The organism is Paenibacillus sp. FSL R7-0179 (assembly GCF_038002265.1).
Lineage (GTDB): Bacteria > Bacillota > Bacilli > Paenibacillales > Paenibacillaceae > Paenibacillus_AQ.
In genome coordinates, this window is record NZ_JBBOCC010000001.1 from 1,281,659 (window position 1) to 1,301,852 (window position 20,194).

Annotated in this window: 20 protein-coding genes; 11 read left to right on the forward strand and 9 right to left on the reverse strand. The window is 54.6% G+C overall.

Features of this window, described 5'->3' with window-relative positions:
* Positions 1–24 precede the first annotated feature (24 nt).
* On the forward strand, positions 25–456 hold the full coding sequence (locus MKX63_RS05710) for a RidA family protein (RefSeq protein ID WP_341015850.1): 432 nt from the start codon (positions 25–27) through the stop codon (positions 454–456).
* Between the two features lie 137 nt (positions 457–593).
* On the opposite strand, the gene MKX63_RS05715 is transcribed toward MKX63_RS05710, so the two are convergent.
* Complete coding sequence (locus MKX63_RS05715; RefSeq protein WP_341015852.1) at positions 594–1,388, reverse strand: SDR family NAD(P)-dependent oxidoreductase; 795 nt, start codon at positions 1,386–1,388, stop codon at positions 594–596.
* Positions 1,389–1,583: 195 nt separating this feature from the next.
* On the opposite strand from MKX63_RS05715, the gene MKX63_RS05720 reads away from it, so the two are divergent.
* Positions 1,584–2,273: a TetR/AcrR family transcriptional regulator gene (locus MKX63_RS05720; protein WP_341015854.1), complete on the forward strand. Its 690-nt coding sequence runs from the start codon at positions 1,584–1,586 to the stop codon at positions 2,271–2,273.
* Positions 2,270–3,016 (forward strand): nucleotidyltransferase family protein, encoded by a 747-nt coding sequence (locus tag MKX63_RS05725; RefSeq protein WP_341015855.1) that lies wholly within the window; start codon positions 2,270–2,272, stop codon positions 3,014–3,016. Before MKX63_RS05720 ends, MKX63_RS05725 begins: the two co-directional genes overlap by 4 nt.
* Before the next feature lie 67 nt (positions 3,017–3,083).
* Here the strand turns inward: MKX63_RS05725 and MKX63_RS05730 are convergent, their stop codons facing one another.
* Positions 3,084–4,739 (reverse strand): cellulase family glycosylhydrolase, encoded by a 1,656-nt coding sequence (locus tag MKX63_RS05730; RefSeq protein ID WP_341015856.1) that lies wholly within the window; start codon positions 4,737–4,739, stop codon positions 3,084–3,086.
* Positions 4,740–5,037: 298 nt separating this feature from the next.
* On the opposite strand from MKX63_RS05730, the gene MKX63_RS05735 reads away from it, so the two are divergent.
* Complete coding sequence (locus MKX63_RS05735; protein ID WP_341015858.1) at positions 5,038–6,108, forward strand: polysaccharide deacetylase family protein; 1,071 nt, start codon at positions 5,038–5,040, stop codon at positions 6,106–6,108.
* Positions 6,109–6,219: 111 nt separating this feature from the next.
* On the opposite strand, the gene MKX63_RS05740 is transcribed toward MKX63_RS05735, so the two are convergent.
* Together MKX63_RS05740 and MKX63_RS05745 are read right to left on the reverse strand one after the other, a co-directional pair.
* Positions 6,220–7,488, reverse strand: a complete 1,269-nt coding sequence (locus MKX63_RS05740; RefSeq protein ID WP_341015860.1) for a sensor histidine kinase — start codon at positions 7,486–7,488, stop codon at positions 6,220–6,222.
* Positions 7,488–8,165: a response regulator transcription factor gene (locus MKX63_RS05745; RefSeq protein WP_341015861.1), complete on the reverse strand. Its 678-nt coding sequence runs from the start codon at positions 8,163–8,165 to the stop codon at positions 7,488–7,490. The genes MKX63_RS05740 and MKX63_RS05745 overlap by 1 nt, the downstream gene beginning before the upstream one ends.
* A gap of 165 nt (positions 8,166–8,330) precedes the next feature.
* Here MKX63_RS05745 and MKX63_RS05750 point away from each other — a divergent pair, with 165 nt between their 5' ends.
* Genes MKX63_RS05750 through MKX63_RS05760 form a run of 3 tightly spaced genes read left to right on the forward strand, consistent with a single transcriptional unit; the run spans position 8,331 to position 11,967 of the window.
* Positions 8,331–9,074, forward strand: coding sequence for a polyphosphate polymerase domain-containing protein (locus MKX63_RS05750; protein ID WP_341015863.1), 744 nt, complete (start codon positions 8,331–8,333; stop codon positions 9,072–9,074).
* Complete coding sequence (locus tag MKX63_RS05755) at positions 9,067–9,750, forward strand: DUF4956 domain-containing protein (RefSeq protein WP_341015864.1); 684 nt, start codon at positions 9,067–9,069, stop codon at positions 9,748–9,750. The genes MKX63_RS05750 and MKX63_RS05755 overlap by 8 nt, the downstream gene beginning before the upstream one ends.
* 18 nt (positions 9,751–9,768) lie before the next feature.
* Entirely contained in the window at positions 9,769–11,967 is a 2,199-nt protein-coding gene (locus MKX63_RS05760; protein ID WP_341015865.1) for a carbohydrate-binding domain-containing protein, read from the forward strand.
* 71 nt (positions 11,968–12,038) lie between these two features.
* Here the strand turns inward: MKX63_RS05760 and MKX63_RS05765 are convergent, their stop codons facing one another.
* Positions 12,039–12,953, reverse strand: coding sequence for a phosphatidate cytidylyltransferase (locus MKX63_RS05765; RefSeq protein WP_341015866.1), 915 nt, complete (start codon positions 12,951–12,953; stop codon positions 12,039–12,041).
* Between the two features lie 118 nt (positions 12,954–13,071).
* Here MKX63_RS05765 and MKX63_RS05770 point away from each other — a divergent pair, with 118 nt between their 5' ends.
* The 3 genes from MKX63_RS05770 to MKX63_RS05780 all read left to right on the forward strand — a co-directional run bounded on the left by MKX63_RS05770 (position 13,072) and on the right by MKX63_RS05780 (position 15,615).
* Complete coding sequence (locus tag MKX63_RS05770; protein WP_341015867.1) at positions 13,072–13,617, forward strand: hypothetical protein; 546 nt, start codon at positions 13,072–13,074, stop codon at positions 13,615–13,617.
* A 324-nt stretch (positions 13,618–13,941) separates the two neighbouring features.
* The gene (locus tag MKX63_RS05775; protein ID WP_341015868.1) at positions 13,942–14,424 is read left to right on the forward strand and encodes a DinB family protein; all 483 of its coding nucleotides are present in this window, start codon (positions 13,942–13,944) and stop codon (positions 14,422–14,424) included.
* Between the two features lie 315 nt (positions 14,425–14,739).
* The gene (locus MKX63_RS05780; RefSeq protein ID WP_341015870.1) at positions 14,740–15,615 is read left to right on the forward strand and encodes a phosphotransferase family protein; all 876 of its coding nucleotides are present in this window, start codon (positions 14,740–14,742) and stop codon (positions 15,613–15,615) included.
* A gap of 63 nt (positions 15,616–15,678) precedes the next feature.
* On the opposite strand, the gene MKX63_RS05785 is transcribed toward MKX63_RS05780, so the two are convergent.
* The 3 genes from MKX63_RS05785 to MKX63_RS05795 form a co-directional block, all read right to left on the reverse strand.
* On the reverse strand, positions 15,679–16,566 hold the full coding sequence (locus tag MKX63_RS05785; protein ID WP_341015872.1) for a diacylglycerol/lipid kinase family protein: 888 nt from the start codon (positions 16,564–16,566) through the stop codon (positions 15,679–15,681).
* Between the two features lie 132 nt (positions 16,567–16,698).
* Complete coding sequence (locus MKX63_RS05790; protein WP_341015874.1) at positions 16,699–17,673, reverse strand: catalase family peroxidase; 975 nt, start codon at positions 17,671–17,673, stop codon at positions 16,699–16,701.
* A 69-nt stretch (positions 17,674–17,742) separates the two neighbouring features.
* Positions 17,743–18,228, reverse strand: coding sequence for a GNAT family N-acetyltransferase (locus MKX63_RS05795; protein WP_341015876.1), 486 nt, complete (start codon positions 18,226–18,228; stop codon positions 17,743–17,745).
* A gap of 150 nt (positions 18,229–18,378) precedes the next feature.
* On the opposite strand from MKX63_RS05795, the gene MKX63_RS05800 reads away from it, so the two are divergent.
* Positions 18,379–18,720, forward strand: a complete 342-nt coding sequence (locus MKX63_RS05800) for a zinc ribbon domain-containing protein YjdM (protein ID WP_341015877.1) — start codon at positions 18,379–18,381, stop codon at positions 18,718–18,720.
* 239 nt (positions 18,721–18,959) lie between these two features.
* Here the strand turns inward: MKX63_RS05800 and MKX63_RS05805 are convergent, their stop codons facing one another.
* Positions 18,960–20,000 carry a C40 family peptidase gene (locus MKX63_RS05805; protein WP_341015878.1) on the reverse strand — a complete coding sequence of 347 codons (1,041 nt, stop codon included), beginning with the start codon at positions 19,998–20,000 and terminating at the stop codon, positions 18,960–18,962.
* Positions 20,001–20,194: the final 194 nt, after the last annotated feature.

Genomic DNA, 20,194 nt, shown 5'->3' on the forward strand with positions numbered 1-20,194 from the left:
CCCTGCAAAAAATAATACAAACAAATGTTCGGTTTATTCCGCTATACTGATCATATCTCAGGCGATAAGGGGACAAGAACCAGTATGGGCGGGATCACCAGACATGATGTGAATGAGGAGTATGCGTACTCCGGTTTTGTAGAGGCGGGGGATTTTGTTTTCCTGAGCTTCTGTGTAGGCAATGTGGGCGGAACGGTGGAAGAGCAGGTGGAAGGTGCGCTGAATGACATGAGTGATCGTCTCGGACGGGTGGGACTTACACTTACAGATGTGGTGAAAGTGGACATTCTGCTGCGGGATGTATGGGAGATTCCAGTTATGGAAGAGGTATTCAAGCGCAGATTCCAAGGCAAGTACCCTGCCCGCAAAACGATCTCCACCGAGTTCGCGCATGTGGGAGGCCCGGATGGACTTAAGGTCCAGATCGACGGCGTAGCATATCGTCCGCGCGCGTAGCGGTAATTCCAACCACAAGAGCAGCCCTCCTGCCCGGATGAGCTGCTTTTTGTTTGCTTAAAAGTTGCAGTGAGATACTTGATTTAGGGCAGCGGTGACACCATACAATGTTCCTTCAGGGTTATGACGGCTGTCCATTAGTGCTCTTTCGAGGCAGGGCGAAGCATACCCCCGACCAGCCGCAGACTCTGTCTGCGGGTCATGAACCGGGTAATCTGGGCACCCAGGTAATTGCGGAATCCGGGAACAACGTACTGTTTCCCTCTGGCCATAGCACGCAGTGTAAGAGCCACTACCCGCTCGGGTGAGTCTTTTGCGCCGCCGACAGAGGCATCCTCCGTACCTACCACGTTGAAGAAATTGGTCTCTGTCGAGCCTGGGCACAGGGCGAAGAATTGTACGCCGCGATCCCGATTCTCCCAGTAAAGGGCATCGGTGAAGGACAAGACAAAAGCTTTGGTCGCCCCGTAGACCGCCATGTAAGGCAGCGGCTGAAAGCCTGCGGTAGACGATACATTGATCACAGCGCCTGCTCCTCTGTGGAGCATTCCGGGCAGGAAGAGATGCGTCATATCGACTACAGCGGCTACGTTGAGCATGACCTCTTCATGCTGGCGCTCGCCGGAGATCTGCTCGAACAGGCCATGGGTGGCAAAACCCGCATTGTTCACCAGCAGGTCGATATTCAAGCTAAGCTCCTGGCATTGCTGGTACAAATCTCCGGCAGCGCCTTCGAGCGATAGGTCCTGGGGAATCACCCGGCACTGAATTCCATGGCTTCGGGTCAATTCGGCTGCGAGTGCATCCAGTTTGCCTTTGGATCTGGCTACAAGCACCAGATGACTGCCCTCCTTGGCTAATTGTCTTGCGAACTGTTCTCCGATTCCCGAAGAGGCTCCGGTGACCAATGACCATTTCCCTTTAATATTCATTTTTCCTACTCCTTTTGAACCGATGTTTTGTTTTGGTAACAACGTTACCTATGTGAATCATAGTAACTAAAACATCACACATGTGTCAACCTGATTTTATCGCGTAAGGGTTCAATTGACATCCTATGTTCGAATGTTTAGAATTCCTGTTAGAACCCGGCAACCCTGTTGCTGGTCAATAACATTGATAACCGAATGAAGGTGATTCCTATTCATAACGAAGATAAGCCGGCACCACCCACGGGCCGGACACTGAAGACCTATCAGGAAGCCCGCCTGCAAAATACAGAAAATCTCCGTAAGCTAGTGGTAGATGCCGCCGCAGCCATCCTGCAGGAAGAGGGGCCGGAGGCCGTTACTGTACGCAGAGTATCGCAAAGAATGGGCTGTTCCACGAAGATTATCTACAGTCTGTTTGTCAATAAAGAGGGCCTGGCCCAGCAGCTCTATCTGGAGGGCTGCAAACTGCTGGCCCGGCGGTTTGATGAGGTGCCGCCGTCTGCTGACCTCCGGCAGCATCTGCTGGAGCTGGGCGAAGCCTTCTGGCAGTTCGGACAGGATTACAGCAGCTACTACAAGCTGATGTTCGGAGGGGCTTTTGCCGAGTTCAAGCCGGATGCGGAGAGTATGCAGGGAACGTTGACCGCCATACGCCGACTACAGGTTCTAATCATTACCGCCCAGCAGCAGGGGCTTATTTCGGACAAGGAAGAGACCGGGGCTCTTGTCGCCGTCATATGGTCCTCACTGCACGGTGTAATTCATCTGTATATGGGCGGATTCCTTGGCGATGCCGAAGCCGCCCATGCTGTATACAAACAGACGATGGCTATGCTCTCCCAATCCCTGTTTGCCGAACCGGATAGAGGAGCGATAAGCGAATGATCGCATTAATCTTGGCTGCGGGGTATGCTACCCGTCTGTATCCCTTAACATTAGATACCCCTAAGCCGCTGCTGCCGGTGCAGGGTGAGCGGACCATTCTGGATCTGCTGGCCGCGCGGCTGGAGGTGCTGGAGGAGATTTCGGAGATTCTTGTGGTGACGAATGAGCGGTTTTTCCATGCTTTTGAACAGTGGGCCGGGCAGTACCGGGGGAGCAAGCCGGTTCGTATCCTGAACGATGGCACTTCTTCTCCCGAGGGGCGGTTAGGCGCGATTGGCGATATCCAGTTTGTGCTGGAGCGGGTGCAGCCGCAGGAGGATCTGCTGGTGCTGGCTGGCGATAATGTGCTGGGCTTCGGCCTCGCTGGGTATTTGGACTATTTTCACAAGGTGGATACCGACTGTATTCTGGTGCGGACGGTGGATGATCCAGAAGAGCTGCGCAGTATCGGTGTGGCGGAGCTGGATGCGCAGAATCGGGTCTTATCCCTGGAGGAAAAGCCGCAGGCGCCCCGCTCCAACATTGGCGTATTCGCGCTGTACATCTACAAACGGTCTACGCTGCCGCTGTTCTCCCGTTATCTGGCTGAAGGGGGCAACCCGGATGCGCCGAGTTATTTTCCCGAATGGCTGCATTCCCGTCAGGAGATGCGGGCCTACTATACGGAGGGCACGATAGAGGATGTCGGCACCCCGGAGGCCTATGCGCAGATGCGGGCGAGGCTGGAGGAACAGGCAGAGTAGCCTGGGCCCACAATCACAAAAACGCACGGGCAGAGGGCGAATCTCTCTGTACCCGTGCGTTTTTGTTTTATGGCTCTATGCCGTAGATGAGCGTGCCATTATGGTACACAGTAATCCGATCATTGGCGGTGAAGCTGGTCAGCAGCGGCCGGAAGGAGTAATCGTTAGCCTGGCTGTAATTCGCATAGTTATCCTTGTGAATGCGGAACTGGATCTCTCCGGTTGAGCCGGAAGCAGCCAGGGTCCCTGCTCCATCCTTGAAGGAGATTTCCGCGTAAGCGTCGGCGTTCGGGACCGGTACTGTGAGCGGAACGATGGTGGTCTGGATATTGTTTTTGCCGACGACGGCGTAGTCAATCTCCATGGTGTGCGCAGAGCTGCCGTCCTGGGTGAACCAGTAACGGATCGTGAATTGGCTGAGCGGGACGGGGACGGTGGAAGTGCTCTTCAGCTGGAGACTTGCCCGGATGGAGCCCACATTGTTGCCGGTCTCATCACTGCGGTAGAGCGGAGTGGCGGTTACAGGTCCTGTTCCTGGGCCTCCAGGCTGTTCAATAGGAGGGAAGGTGACCGTCTTCATGATCCGGTTCAGCATGAGCTGCTTCGGCCGGTTCCAGGTTGCCCAGTCATCCTGCAGCAGACCGCCGGTATCCCCGCTGTTGGGGTTCAGTGTCCAGTAGGTCCAGTAAAGGTCATTCGTACCGATGTAATCGACGAGTTTATTTTGCCACTTCCCTTCCACCGAGAGGGTGTCCACGCTGCGGCCTCCGAATTCACCCATAATTAGAGGGGCGATGTTCTCTTTACTGATATAGCCCCAGGTCTGATCCCATATCGCAGGCAGGTTCGCCGGAAAAGCAGGATCGCTGAACCACGGCTGCTCCGCTACCCCGGGACCGTAATCATGCGGAGAATACACCACTTGATTCGGCACGGTAAGCGTTACCGGATAATTCCGCACCCCGGTGAGGTTGCCGCCCCACCAGTATTTGCTGGTGTTACCCTGCACATTCTGCTCGACCCCTTCGACGATGATCAGCCAATGCGGATTCACCGCAAGGATGGCATTCCCTGCCCGCTGGGCCGCGAGCCGCCAATCTGTGCTGAGATCACCGGTCCCCCAGCTTGCTGTGCCGTGAGGCTCATTATGCAGGTCGGCACCGATTACCGTAGGATTATTCGCATAACGTGCAGCCAGCATCACCCAGTCACTGATCCAGCGGGATTCAGGATATGCGGCGGTATACCAGAGCGTCGACTGCCCGCCGGAATCGGGACGGTGCCGGTCCAGGAAGATTTGAATGCCGCGCTGGCCGGCTTTTTCGATTAAGGTATCCATAATTTCGATGGGAGTCAGACCGGCCAGGTCCGGGTTTTTGGCATAATCAATGCTGTTGGCCTGGGAAGCGGGGTCGAACATTTGACTGCTGAACGGCAGGCGAATCAGGTTGTACCCTTCTGCGCGGACCTGATCGAGCACATCATCCATGGAACGCGACCATAATCCGTGCGGGGAGTAGTTCGGCGTCTCGAAGCCGAACCAGTTCAGTCCGTTGAACACGGCAGGGTCCCCCTGCGAATCTACAATCCGGCTGCCCGAGGTGTGATAAAAAAGCTTCGCTGCCCCCTCAGCCTTCACCGGCTGTCCGGCAATAGCGGCGGTACCTGCAAGCAGTGTTAGAGCCAAAAGCATTTTCCCCAGTGTCCTGAAACCAAAGGTCATTCATCTTCCTCCTCGTATATGGTTCTTGATAAAGTCGAACTTTATATCATACGGGTAAAATGAAAACCTATTCATCCCGGACAAGTCTAAATTATGGAAAATTATTGAATAAAACAGGGAAGCTACAAGAATCACATCTAGCTTAAAAAGGGAATTATTGCTATAATTACTAATGTAAGCGATTGACTTCAACGGAGCGTATACATACAGTTACAGCCTAAAAGGCTTCATCCTTAAGATTTTACTGCTTAACGGTTACAGTCAGCAAACTATTCAAGCCGAGAGGGGAATTAGGAGAATGTTTAGAATGAAAGCTATACAATGGGCAGCTATCGGGTCGCTGGTGGTGTCTTTATTTGTGGGGTCGCTGGCGGTGGGCGGGGAGAAGGTGTTCGCCGCCGATTGCTCGGCCGGCTATGTAGCTCTAACGTATGATGACGGGCCGAATCCAAGCAACACGACGAACCTGCTGAATGCTCTGCAGCAGAATGGTCTGCGCGCCACGTTCTTCAATGTCGGGCAGAATGCGCAGAATAATCCTTCGCTCGTCCTGGCCCAGAAGAACGCAGGGATGTGGATTGGCAACCATTCCTGGTCACATGCGAATCTGACCCAGGTGGGCACCTCCCAGATCACATCGGAGATTACAAATACCCAGCAGACGCTGCAGTCCATTACCGGCACTGCTCCGAAGCTGTTCCGTCCGCCGTACGGGGCTACCAACGCGACTCTCAAATCCATTGAGGCCCAGAACGGCCTTACCGAAGTGCTCTGGAACGTGGATTCCCAGGACTGGAACGGAGCCAGCACCGGCCAGATTGTGTCCGCCGTAGGCACGATGAAGAATGGGGATGTCATCCTGATGCATGACCAATACCAGACCACACTCCAGGCGGTACCGCAGATTGCACAGAATCTCAAGAACCGTAACCTGTGTTCAGGCATGATCTCGCCGTCCACCGGCAGGGCGGTTGCGCCTGATGGCGGCGGCAATGGTCCTGGCCCCGCTGCAACGAAGGTAGAGGCGGAGAGTATGACTAAGGCGGGCCAATATACTGCTAATATCAGCGCACCCTTCTCCGGAGTTGCCTTGTACGCGAATAATGATTCTGTGAAGTACACCCAGAATTTCACCAGCGGCACCCATAATTTCTCCCTGCGCGGAGCCTCCAATAACGCCAATATGGCCAGGGTGGATCTCAAAATCGGCGGGGTGACGAAGGGGACCTTCTACTATGGCGGAAGCAGCCCTGCGGTCTATACGATCAGCAACGTCAGCCATGGAACCGGCAATCAGGTGATTGAGCTGGTGGTTACCGCCGATGACGGGACTTGGGACGCTTACCTTGATTATCTGGAAATTAACTGAGGCTACAATATGGAAGGGGGTGCCCCAGCCAGCTATAGCACATAGCTGACGGGGGCACCCTTATTTTCGTTCAGTCTCGGCCTGCAAGAGCCTGGAGCTGCTGCAGCTCCCTCAAGGCAACTGCACATAGAATGTCACAGACTCTCCGGCTACGCTCTTTGCATAGATCTTCCCTTTATGCTGGTCCACAATCGACCTTGCGATAGCCAGACCCAGGCCGTAGCCGCCCTGCTTGCGCGCTCTGGAGGTATCCGTACGGTAAAAGCGGTCAAAGATCCGTGCCAGATGCTCCGCCGCAATACCTTCCCCGGTATTTGCGACGGAGAGGAGCACACCGGTGTTTACCTTATAGAGCGAGATGTGTACAGAGCCCTTGGGATTCGTATATTTCACTGCGTTATCCAGCAGAATCATCACTACCTGCTTGATCTGCTCGCTGTTGCCCGGCACGGTAAGATCGGGCTGGATGTCATAGTCGAAGGAGAGATTCTTCTCGAAGATGACCGCCTCCATGGTCAGAATAATATTCTCTACCGCCTCGCTCATGTTGAACCTGCTGTGGAGCTTCCCGGTCCGGGAGTCATCCATCTCCGTCAGATACAGCAGATCACCTGTCAGCCGCGTCATACGCTCCGTCTCGGACTTGATGTACTGCAGCCATTTGGCCTGATTGCGGATTGTATCCTCACTGTTCGCCAGCAGTACATCCGCATTGGTGTTAATGATCGTCAGCGGTGTCTTCAGCTCATGGGAGGCGTCGGCAATGAACTGCTTCTGCTTGTCAAAAGCTTCCCTTACCGGCGCAATCGAGCGCCCCGCAAAGTAGCGGCTGGTGAAGTACAGGATGACCAGCGTCAGCAGGCCGACAGCCGCGAAGGTATAGATCAGGTTCGTCAGGATCTGCTGCTGGGCGGTGATATCCATGAAGACGAACTGTTGTCCGCTGCTTGCAGGCTTCACCATGAAGATCCAGCGGCTGCCGTCCAGTGTGAACCGGCCGGTGTCCTTGCCCTGGCTGAGCGCTTCCTTCAGCGCGGCGGTATAGAGCTCATCGTCCATGGTGAACTTCGATTCCTTGCCGGTCAGCGTGCCGCTGGCATCAGTCTGCACCTTGAAGGAGACGGAACGCTCCGGCTGGTAAGGGTCGATCGGCCCCTGGCCTGTGGGCATTGCCCCGCCACCGCCGCCAGAACCGCGCGGGCCTTGTCCGTCGCCAGGACCCCGTTCTTGCATGTCCGCAATCCGGTGGAGTGCCATATAGATGTCAGCCTGCACATTGCGGTACGTGAAGATGTAGATGGCGGCGAAGGCCGCCAGCATGATAATGGAGATGGTGACCAGATTGACAATCAGGAACCGGGTCCGGAGTTTATTGAACATCAGACACTCGCCTCCAGCACGTACCCTACGCCCCTAATCGTGCTGATGCGCACCTCCGAGCTCAGGAAGGTCAGCTTTTTACGCAAAAAAGAAATATAGACCTCCACGTTGTTATGCTCCGCATCAGAATCGAACCCCCACAGCTTCTCAATGATCTGCTCCTTCGAGGTGACCGCCTGCTTCCTTAGGATCAGCAGCTCCAGCAGCTCCGTTTCCTTCAGATTCAGCTTCATCTCCTTGCCCTTCACCGTCAGCTTCGGATTAGCCGTATTCAGCTCCAGATCCCCGAATTTCAAGGCATCGTCTGGAATCACCTCGCCCTTACGCCGCAGAGCAGCCCGGATACGGGCCAGCAGCTCCTCTGAAGCGAATGGCTTGGCGATATAATCGTCAGCTCCATAATCGAGTCCGGTCACCATGTCGTTGATCTCTCCTTTAGCGGTAAGCATGATAACCGGTGTGGAGAAGCCGTCCTTGCGCAACTCCTTCAGCACGCTGATTCCATCCAGCTCCGGCATCATAATATCCAGCAGCAGCAGGTCATAGATCCCGCTCTGCGCATAATCAAGACCGGAACGGCCGTCGTGGACTGCGTCTACCGAATAATGGTGCTTTTTGAGGATTTGGGTTAAGGCCTCCGCCAGATGGATCTCGTCTTCTACGATTAATATTCTCATGGGATGGCTCATCCTCTTCTTAAGTAATGGATTTGCTGCTGATGCCATTATATCAAGGGGACCTTTAATCAACCTTAACCCGTTAAGATTCGTTAAAGGTTCGGGGGCTAAGATACATCCATAAGCAAGCGGCAACCATTACTCCCCTGAAAGGAACTGATCACCATGGCTATTGAGGTCTTCAACCGTTACGAGAACAAGTATCTGTTCGACCACGAATCCTATCTGAAGCTCTATCACGAACTGCTGGAATATATGGAGCCTGATGCATACAACAAGCAGCACGAATATTATTCCATCACCAATCTGTATTATGACACCCCGCAGAATTCCCTGATCCGCAGCAGTCTGGCGAAGCCGAAGTACAAGGAGAAGCTGCGCATCAGAGCCTACGGCATTCCTGAAGGCGACACCAGAGTCTATCTGGAGATCAAGAAGAAGGTGCTGGGCCTGGTTAACAAAAGAAGAACCCCGCTGAAGCTGGATGAAGCCTATGCCTTCATCGAGAGCGGCAGGGAGCCTGTATTCGAGAGCTATATGAACAAGCAGGTGATTGAAGAGATCAAGTACATGCTGACCCGCTATGATCTGCAGCCGAAGCTGTATTTGTCCTATGACCGTAAGGCTATGTTCTGCAAAAATAACCGCGATCTCCGCATCACCTTCGACACCAATATCCGCTGCCGCCGGTATGATCTGAAGATGGAGCATGGCGTGTATGGTGAGGAGCTGCTGGAGCCGGGACAATGGCTGATGGAAGTGAAGGCGGAGAAGACCATTCCGGTCTGGCTGGCCAAGATGCTGTCGGAGCATCAGATGTACCGCACCAGCTTCTCCAAGTACGGCAACGAATACAAAAAAATGCTGCGAAACAGCCAATCAGAAAGAGAGCGTGTCCGCTATGCTTGATTCGATATTTTCCGTAGCTGAGTCTACTTCAGAACTAACATTCATGAATGCTGCCTTAACCATCGTCATTGCCATTATCCTCGGCGGGCTGATCAGCTTCACCTACATGAAGACGAGCCCTGCCGGATATTCACAGAGCTTCACGCTGACTATGGTTCTGCTGCCGGTTATTGTAGCGATCATCATCCTGCTTATCGGCAGCAATGTGGCCCGGGCCTTCAGCCTGGCGGGCGCCTTCTCGATCATCCGGTTCCGCAGCGCCCCCGGTGATCCGAAGGACATCACCTTTGTCCTGTTCACTATGGCCTCCGGGCTGGCTTGCGGCGTAGGAGCATTCGGTTATGCGGTCTTCTTCACCCTGATCCTCTGCATGCTGATGGTCTTGCTTAACCGGACGGGCTTCGGGCGCAAGCAGTCGATGCACAAGACACTAAAGGTAACGATCCCTGAGAATCTGGGCTATGAGGAAGCCTTCGCGGAGGTCTTCAACACCTTCAATGTGGCCTATGAGCTGAAGAAGATCAGAACTACGGAGCTGGGCAGCCTGTATGAGCTGGTCTATGCAGTAACGATTGATGAGCATACGAGCCAGAAGGAGCTGCTGGACGCCATCCGCACACGTAACGGGAACCTGGATCTCTCACTGACGATGGCTCCAACGATGAATGATTATTAAAGTGTGAATACGAAAGGAATGAGCATAATGAAAAAATATAATACAGTGAGCAGAATTGGAATGGTGCTCTTATGCGCCGCAGTCATGTCGGCATGCAGCACTAAGGCCGCTACGCCAGCAGATACAAGCAATAGTACCGGTACAGCTATTACAGCTGCGGCGAACATTACCTCTGCTGCCGTGCAGCTGGCAAGCGCGAAGGCTGCAGATCTCGTCACTTGGGATGCAGAGGATACGGCAACCGCCTGGACGGCAGCGGATTCAACCGCGATTGCCCTGTCAGGAACAACGGCTGCCGTTGATGGTGCAGGGGCCAAGGCGCAAGGCGGTGTGGTCACTATCACGGAGGCAGGCACTTATGTGCTTAGCGGCACCCTCAGCGACGGGCAAATTATTGTGGATGAACAGGCAAAAGGGACCGTTCGGCTGGTTCTGAACGGTGCGAGCCTGACGGATAAAGACAATGCTCCTATCTATATCAAGGAGGCGGGCAAGGTGGTTATCACCTTGCAGGAAGGCACAGAGAACAGCGTGACCGATGCCGCCACCTACGTATTCGCAGAAGGGTCTGAGGACGAGCCGAGCGCAGCGATCTTCAGCAAAGCGGACCTGACCATCAACGGCACCGGCAAGCTGGCGGTTACCGGCAACTATAACGACGGCATCACCGGCAAGGATGATCTGAAAATCATGTCCGGCACCCTCGAAGTGAAGGCAGCGGATGACGGTATTGTCGGTAAGGACATGATTGCCATTCAGGACGGCAATATTACAATCCATGCAGAAGGTGACGGCATCAAATCAACCAATGATAAGGATGCCGCTAAGGGCTTCATCGCTATTGCTGCCGGGACCTTTGATATTACGGCCGGTAATGACGGGCTTCAAGCGGAGACCGCTGCTGTCATCGACGGCGGCACCTATTCGCTGGTGACTGGCGGCGGCTATGTGAATGCCGAAGTGAAGACCGGCGATCAGGGCGGGCCGGGAATGGGCGGCGGCGGCTTCGGCCAGCGGCCGGAGGACGGCAGCTTCCCTGCTCCGGGAGAAGACGGGGGGACACCGCCTGCGATGGATGCTGCACCGGCGGCTGACCATTCCCAAGCAGCGGAGAGCGGCACCGCGGCAGCGGCACAGACGGACACCTCAGACACCGCGGCGACGACAGAGACGGAATCCGTCAGCGCCAAAGGGATTAAAGCAGGCGGCGATCTGACGGTGAACGGCGGAAGCTTTACAGTCGATGCCGCAGATGATGCGCTGCACAGTAACGGAAACATCAGCGTGACAGATGGAGAATTCCAGATCGCTACAGGCGATGACGGAATTCACGCCGATGCACTGGTCTCCATATCGGGCGGCACCGTCAATATTACGCGGAGCTATGAAGGGATAGAAGGGGCGGACATCACGATCTCAGGCGGCGAGATTCATGTGACCGCCACAGACGATGGCGTCAATGTGGCTGGAGGCAACGATACCAATGCGGCAGCAGAAACGCAGGCTCAGGATTCGTTCAGCAGCACCGGCAGCAACCTGCTGACCATCAGCGGCGGCACCTTGACCGTAGATGCCGCAGGCGATGGCCTGGACTCCAACGGCTCAGTGACTATGACCGGCGGCACCGTCATTGTGAATGGTCCTGAGAACTCCGGTAACGGCGCGCTTGATTATGACGGAGCCTTCAACATCACAGGCGGATTCCTGGTAGCCGCAGGTGCATCAGGAATGGCACAGGCGCCTGGCGAGGACTCCGGCCAGTATTCGGTAAGCGTGGAATTCGCAGCAACTCAGCAGGCTGGAACGATGGTTCATCTGGAAGACGCTGACGGCAAGGCCATTCTGACCTTCGCTCCGGCGAAGAGCTTCCAGACCGTAGTGGTCAGCGCTCCAGAGCTTACGGACGGCTCTTATACCGTCTACACCGGAGGCAGCTCTACCGGAACAGTCACAGACGGATTGTATACCGGCGGGACGTACAGCGGGGGCAGTAAATTCGTTGCTTTTGACATCACCGGTACGGTGACCTGGGTGAATGCATCGGGTGTAACCACAGGCGGCAGCAGTATGGGCGGGCCGGGAGGCGGCGGCAGAGGCAACAGATCCGGAGGCGGACCGGGCAGAGCAGGAGGCACGCCGCCTGCGGACGCTGGTACTACGAAGCCGGCCGATGCGGGCACTACAGCTCCAGAGGGCGCAGGTACAAGCACGAATTAAGCGGGACAGCACAGCAGAGACTATCCATTAGCGGATAGTCTCTGTTTTGGAAATTTAAGTGTGATCAGCGGCTACATGAAGTCGAAATAGTAGCGGATGACATGGAAGAATACCGGCGCGGTGTAGGCAAGACTGTCTACGCGGCTTAAGTAGCTTTTTTGCAGCGCTGCGAATTTGTCGTCATCCCCGATCAGCAGATCCCGCTTGAGTACAGAGACGGTCAGACTGCCGAAGAAGCCGCTGAGGCTGATCAGCATGCCGGAGAGATAGCCGAAGGCCGGATTCAGCGGTGTAAGATGAGAATAGCTCAGGTACGAGATTGCTGTAGTCACCACGAACGCGCAGGCGAAGCCTTCCCAGGTCAGATGGGGATTCGCGGTCGGGACGATCCGGTGCTTGCCGATGTAGAGCGAGGCCAGATAATGCACGGCATCATTGAGCTGGGTCAGCACCACCAGGAAGAGAACCAGCCCTGCACCGTATTCCGGCGTGGCGAACTGGAAATAGGCCAGATGGCTAAGTCCGAAGACCATCAGCATCAGTCCCCACTGCACCGCGCTGACACCGCGCAGGAAGCCGAGCGTTCCCTTGTTAATCAGCCGGGGAAGCGGCAGCAGCAGGAACACATAGACAGGAATGAAAATAATGAACATCCCGTACCACTCAATGTAGATCCAGTAGAACTGCAGCGGAATGGACAGGTATGCCCAGAGGAACAGCCTGCGGTCTGCTTTTCGGGTGCGGATCATGGAGAAGTATTCCTTAAGGGCGAAGAAGCTCAGGACCATCAGGGACAGCAGGGACACGACCGAATTGGACAGGGTAGCCAGGCAGAAAATGAACAGCATGCCCCACCAGGTTCGGATGCGGAAGCCGATTCCGGTATAATCCTTGTCCTTCTGTAATTTGCTCACCACAAGATACAGCACATGGATCACCGATAGAGCTGCAAAGATCAGAACTAGTGTGAATATAGAACGGTTCATTACAATCACCAACTTGTCTCGGGTATCATTTCAATATAGGAATTTTATGCTAAAATAGACAGAGCGTCCAGCTTATTATGAAGTAAAACAACTGACTTGATAAGGGGAAATATTGTAAATGTCAGCAGATCCATCGGTGTACATCATGCTCACCAATACGGGAACGCTGTTCACGAAGCTCATTCAGGGTTATACCAAAGCGCCGTATAATCATGCCTCCATCTCGTTTAACAGGGAGCTGTCCGAGCTATATAGCTTCGGAAGGAAGCATCCGGCCAATCCGCTGAACGGCGGGTTCGTGAAGGAGGATATCCGCACAGGCACCTACAGCAAATACCCGGAGACGACTTGTGTCATCTACGAGCTTCAGGTTACGGACCGGGAGATTGAGAAAATGAAGCGGGTGCTCCAGGTCTTCATCCGCAGCCGCCAGAAGTATCTCTACAATATCCTCGGCGTCATCGGCATTGCACTGAAGGAGCCGGTGGAGTTCAGCAACTCGTATTTCTGTTCGCAGTTCGTTGCCGAGATTCTGGAGCGCTCGGGCATTAAGCTGTGGAATAAGCTGCCTGCGCTTGTCACCCCGGATGACTTCCGGCAGAGCGACCGGCTGCATCTGGTCTATTACGGCAAGCTGAGCGATTATCAGCCTTCCGGCAGATAGACAGCAGTTAGAGAAGTCTCGTTCCCGGTAGGGGAGGGGGACTTTGTTGTTGTATAGGTGTAACCGAATAGCAATTGGCTGGTACAGCTACATACGGACCGAATGTATGTGAAAAACAGTATGCATTATGCTCACAAGCAGGCACACGTACCGAATGTATGTGAAAAACAGCATACATTATGCTCACAAGCAGGCACACGTACCGAATGTATGTGAAAAACAGTATACAGTCCTTCACCCGCAGGGTGACTTTGTTTATACAAGAAGCTTACCTGGCTTATTCCGCCGGGAGTGTGATATTTCAGTGAAAAGGAGAGTGAAGCAATGGTTCACGCAAAGGATGTGCTTGCCAATCAATTGCTGGCCGGGGCCAACGATCCCAGCTGGCATCTGCCCTATATGCAGGCTGTAGAGAACGTGTCCGAGGAGGAAGCGTTTTGGAAGCCTGGTGAAGGAGTCAGCAGCATTGCTGAGCTTAGCCAGCATTTGCTGTACTGGAATGAAGCCTGGCAGACACGGTACCGCGATGGGCATGTGGATGCTGTGCCTCCGGTTAAGGATAATAACCTCAGCTTCCGGCTTCCGCCAGATACTGTGTTCAGTGAGCTGTGCGGAAGGCTGCTGCAGACGCTCTTGAACTGGCAGAGCCTGCTGTCTGAGGAAGGGCTGGAAGGGAAGGTGAACGGGTTCCCGGTACCGGCTGCATGGTGGGAGATCATCAGTAATGCGGCAACTCATAATGCCTATCATATCGGCCAAATGGTGTTGATCCGCAAGCTGTACATCCCGGCCGGGCCACAGGCATAAGCCCGTTCAGGGCAGTTACTGGGCTGTGCAGGGGAACCGCTATGAGGCATGGCTCAAGCAGACTGGACGGGATTCTCTTGCCGGTCTCTTTGTCATACATATAATGCGGGCTGTAGCCTGGATCTGCTTGTGCAGAATAGCTTAATCTGTAATGAACTGGAGCATGTGATATTCTTGAAATATAAGGATTTATATGTTGCATACGATAACTTATCCTTCTATTTCTCGCTGAAACGGTGCCGTCCCTAAAAGGATGGCAAAGTCGTTTCCGCTTGGCATAGGGTCTACTGAAGGGAAAAGAGAGGGATTCATATCATGATTGAGAACATCATCAGAGGTCTGGAAGCAAGGTATGCCTGCCGGCTGGAACGGCTGACAGGGGGGTATACGAATCTCACCTATCTGATGGCAGGGGCGGAGCCGCCCCTTGTAGCCAAAATAACAAATATGTCCAACGAAGATACGCTCAATGAGGTTGAGGTCATGCGGCTGGTACAGGGAAGCTGTGATACCCCGGTGGTGCATGAGGTGGCAGAGATGGACGGAATGCGCATCATCATTATGGACTGCATGCAGGGCAGGAACGCCCAATCCGTTCTGGATGCCAGGGACTGGTCAAGAGCCGAGCGGATCTACAGCAGAATGGGGCAACTGCTGGCTGCCCAGATTCATTCCCGCCCTTATCAGCCGCAAGAGACAGAGATCCGGCTCAGCAACAGGTCTGCACTGAGTCAAGTGATTCAGAAGCTGGAATTCGTCCCCGCCGCTCTTGGCAGGCAGTCGCTTCACTTTCTGTCCGCTGCGGAGGCCGGGGAGCTTCCTTGGGTCCTGACCCATGGCGATTACGGAGTACATAATTTGCTCTGTGAACCCGATGATCTGCTGCATGTGCTGGACTGGGAATGGGCGGAATGGGGTAGCCCGCTGAACGATGTAGCCTGGGTCTGCTGGTTCACGAAGCACCATTATCCCGTGCAATCCATGCTGCTTAATACGGCCTTCCTGCAGGGCTATCTGTCTGTTAACCCGCTGTCCTTCACGCCGCAACAGATGAAGGCGGCGAGTCTGTACAGGGTATGGAATATCCTGCACCGCCTGCAGATAGCCCCGAAGGAAGTGCAGCGTGAATGGGTCAGACGTCTCGAATGGACACTGGATGAGGACTTCGCAGAGCTGCAGGGAATCAACTGAAGAAGAGGCTTTTGGCGGATGCCAGTAATCTATAGCCTGGAACGCCTGAGTTGTCCGGGCTGATCAGTCCTCCGGCACCACGACCTGAATGTGGCGCGGAATGGTGCTTAAGCGGATTGGCAGCGGCGGACCTTGCTCGCCGTCCACATTCGTCTGAACCGGCTCGGTGGAGCGGATGGAGACCTCCTTGGCTGTGAAGTAGATGACATCCTTATGATTGCGCAGATTGCCGAGCAGCAGAGAGATGCTTACGGTAACGGAATTCAGCAGGTGCAGGTCCTTAACGATGAAACAATGGAGCAGGCCGTCATCTACAGCGGCAGCAGGAGCAAGCTTCTCGAAGCCGCCTACGGAATTGGTCAGGGCCGCGATGAACAGCGGGGAGGAGCCCTCCCAGGTCTCCCCGTCGTGAGTAATCGTCAGGGTGTGTGCAGTCTTGTTGGCCAGTTCCTTAATGCCCTCTCTTAGATAGGCAAGGAACCCGAGCCGGTTCTTGTCTTCGGAGCTGACCGAGGAGAGGGAGCCTGCCAGCGAGCCTGCGGCCACCACATTGACGAACAGCCGCTCATTCAGCCGGCCCATATCGACTCTTCGGGTCCGTGGCGAAGCCAGATTGCGAATTGCCTCCTCAGGAACAAGCGGAATCTGCAGCGCACGGGCGAAATCATTGACGGTGCCCATTGGCACAATGCCAAGTGTGGGGCGGTGCTGCTGATCTGTGAGGCCGTTCATCGTCTCGTGAAGGGTCCCGTCTCCTCCGATGGCAACCACCAGATCATAGCACTCGGCGCAGGCCTGGAGGCAGAAGGCGGTTGCATCTCCTTCCCCTGCGGTCTCCTGGACGGTAACCTGATATCCTGCACCTTGCAGCACCTCTTCCGCTGCTCTGATATAATCCCGCGCCTCTGCCTTGCCGGACGACGGGTTCATGATGACCATGGCCTGCTGCATACTGCACTCCTCTCTCTTGTAACCGGATTAATATCCATTAACCAACTAAGTATAGCGTTTGAATCAAAAGCGCCAAAGGGCGCATTTCCCTTTGGCGCTGGGCCGGTGCATAGCTGCCGCTGCCTGCTGCGGCTATCTTCCTTCGATCCGCCGTCCATAAGATTCGGCGTAGGCTGCGCTGCGGAACCTCAGAATCGGGTCATCCGAGAGCAGCATCCCGGTGGTGATGACCGTTGGGTCCATAAGCAGATATTTCGGATCAGGATAGATCTCGGAAACATGCAGCCGGCCAAGATCGATTCTCCGGCGGTTCTCCGGCCAGGCCCGGGTCGGATCATCTGTCGCATCGCCTTCCTCGCCCAGAACAGCGACAAGCTGGAAGATGGCCGGTTCGTCCTTCAGGCGCAGCTCCAGCTCCTCCTCCAGATAGCGGTCCGGCTGCTGCGCAGCCTCTTCCAGCGTCAGTGTGCGCACACCCGACTCGGGAACCCACTCGAACCGGACTGGCTGCTGCCTGCCCTCTGCATTGACCAGCACATAAGCATGTATGCAGTAGTAATGACATTCCGCGTAGCTGGCAGGCGGCATCAGCCGCCGCACCGCGAGCAGGGCCTCCTTGCTCTCGCTGAAGTGGCTGAGAATCTCCTTCATCAGCTCAATCGGTCCGAGTGTCCCGGTCCGCAGCCGGTGGGCCATATGTACAATGTCGATGAAGGACTCCGGGGTCCGCGCAAAAAAGACAGGCACGGTCACTCCAACCAGATTCGTAACCTCGCCATCCGGCAGGATGAACTGGACAGCCATTCCCTTGGCAGGAGAGAGCAGATCCGCCAGTGCCGGATCGGTGGAGCTGCCCGAGAAGCGGATAATGGCATTCACCTGCTGCTCCTGAAGGTGTTCCGCCTCCGTGAATTCCATCCCCAGCCCGCTCGGCCGGAAGAAGCCGCGGCAGCAGACACCCGACGCATGGGCGCGGCGATATCCGGGATGGACACCGGACAGGTTCTCGATCGCGTCTACTGCCTCAGCGGCCAGCCCTTCAGCCCCAGCTTGCTCCCCTGCCGGCAGTTGTCTGTCCAGTTCAGCTTCATTTTTGCCCTCATTCACGCTCATACCCCTCCCGCATATCCAATGAAATGGAATAATCTACATCCTAATTCTTACCACACCGGCCATTCATCTAAACTGCTTCTCGTAAACATCCACTTCGTTATTGTGGTTATCGGTCGCTCTTCTGACCGGGGCGAATCCGTTCCTGGTCCAGAAGGCCTCCCCAGCCTTATTCTCCAGCTGAACGGCTAGTCTGACGGCGCTGAGGCCATGATTCCTGAACATTTGCTCCAGCTCATGTACGGCGGTTTTCCCGATCCCCTGCCGGCTGTATTGCCGGTGAATCACCAGCAGGCCGATCCACGGATAATGATCCGCGCTATAGTCAGGCAGGTAGGTAATCAGACCGGCAATCCGGTCATGGCTTCTGATGTATAGCATTTTCTCTCCCATGGCGAGGTTGTTGCGGTTCTCCTCCTCCAGCTCCAGAGGTTCCAGATACGTCTTATGCACGACCATCTGGTTGAATTCAGGCTGAGAGTTCAGGATGGAGGCCTGAATATCCAGACTCTCCGGCACTAACGGGTCCGGTACGGGTTCTAACCAAATCATATATTCACCTGCTTATAATTAATTATATATCTAATTAGATAATAATATAATTACATGATCTTATCAACTACCATGCGCAGGAATATGCTAAAATAAAGCAGACTTATCCCAATACAACGTGCATGAAGCAGAAATGGAGATTATTAATCAATGAATGAATTACCGAATTGCCCGAAGTGTGGCTCTGTGTATACCTATGAGGATGGAGCGCTTCTGGTCTGCCCGGAGTGTGCACATGAGTGGTCTTTGGATGCAGCGGGCGCAAGCGGCGAGGATGAGAAGGTAGTGAAGGATGCGAACGGCAATGTCCTGGCTGACGGGGACACCGTAACGGTGGTCAAGGATCTTAAGGTCAAAGGCAGCTCGTCCGTGCTCAAGATCGGCACCAAGGTGAAGAATATCCGGCTGGTGGACGGTGACCATGATATCGATTGCAAAATCGACGGGTTCGGCGCGATGAAGCTGAAATCGGAGTTTGTGCGCAAGGCATAGCATGAAGCAGGATCGGAAGAGATGGAAAGAAGGCACTTATTTCTGGCGGAATGGAGTCATATGAAGAAGCAGTTGGAGAAAGTACACCTAATTCACCGAATCTTATGGAATCGGCTGTGTTTGGTCAGATTAAGTGCCTTTTTTCCAACTGTTACTCCTGAACCGAGCATTTGCTTAGCAGCAAGTGTAGAAAATCCAATTGTTACAGGGGACCGCTGAATTTCCGCTTGCTCTCCCCGCTATAGAATCCGCCGTGCGGTAACAAACCGCTGCTTCCACTTGCTGCTGAAATCCTCCATATGTACACCCTGCTCCTTGGAGTAGGTATGCAGTATCCGGTTATTGCCGGCGTAGATGGCTACATGTCCGATGTCGAGACCCCTGGCGGTGAAGAAGAGCAGATCTCCGGTTCGCAGCTCGTCCAGGCCAACCTTCCGGCCTTCATCTGCCTGATCGTAAGAGACGCGGGGAAGCTCAATCCCCAGCGTATCCCCAAATACACGCTTCACAAAAGAAGAACAGTCGAACGTATTCGTCTGGTCAGGAGAAGCGCCGAATTCATAAGGGGTATTCAGGTATTTCTTACCTGAGGCGATCAGGGCTTCCCCTTGCTTCTGCAGCAGGGAAGGGCTTCTGTAATCCGTAAATTTCGGCTTGGATGAGATATATCCTCTCCTATGATCTGCGGTCTGCACCTCCAGCCAGAGGGCGTCAACCTCACGGATGACATGGACCTTGCTGCCGGCGGGCAGCAGGCCCAGGCTAGAGGCGCTGCTCCCGGCATCCGGGTTGCTGCGCAGGTTGACTCCCCAGGTGACCGAGGTCTCATAGGCGGACGCCGAGGAGATAAGGACGGAGCCCGAAGCCGGCTCCCAGCTCACCTGGCTGCCCAGGGCTTCACTGACGAAGCGCAGGGGAATCATACTGTAGCCTTGCGTCAGTTGTCCCGGTACAGCCAGTTGGGTTGTCTTCCCGTTCAGCAGAGCTGTGGACGAGCCTAAGGTATAGGTAAGTGCAGTGCCGCTTTTGACGGCGGTTACGGTCTTGCTTGCATTGTTCCAGGAGAGCTCAGCTCCCTGGGCTTCAAACAGTCCGCGCATAGGAACCAGTACAGTCCCGCCGATATTTAGCGGCCGGGTCTCCGGCTGAAGCTGCTGCCCGTCCAGGTAAATGGAGATGGGCTGGGGTGAGGGTGCTGCATCTGCATGGGCATTACCGCCCGCCGTAGCGGTCAGGGCCAGTCCTAGCAGAGACAGCAGCATAGTTGTTCTGGTTGTCATGGATTCATCACCTTATGGATAGATTTAACTCTCTCCAGTTAGACGCGATTGGTGTGAATTGGTTTTGTGCCAATTGTTGGCAACGTTTCGCAGACAAGGCTGTAAGAACTGAGCTTGACATCCGCTAGGATGGAGATTACAATCTAACCAGTTAGTTATAAATAAGAATAGGGGGTAACAACCATAACCACAAC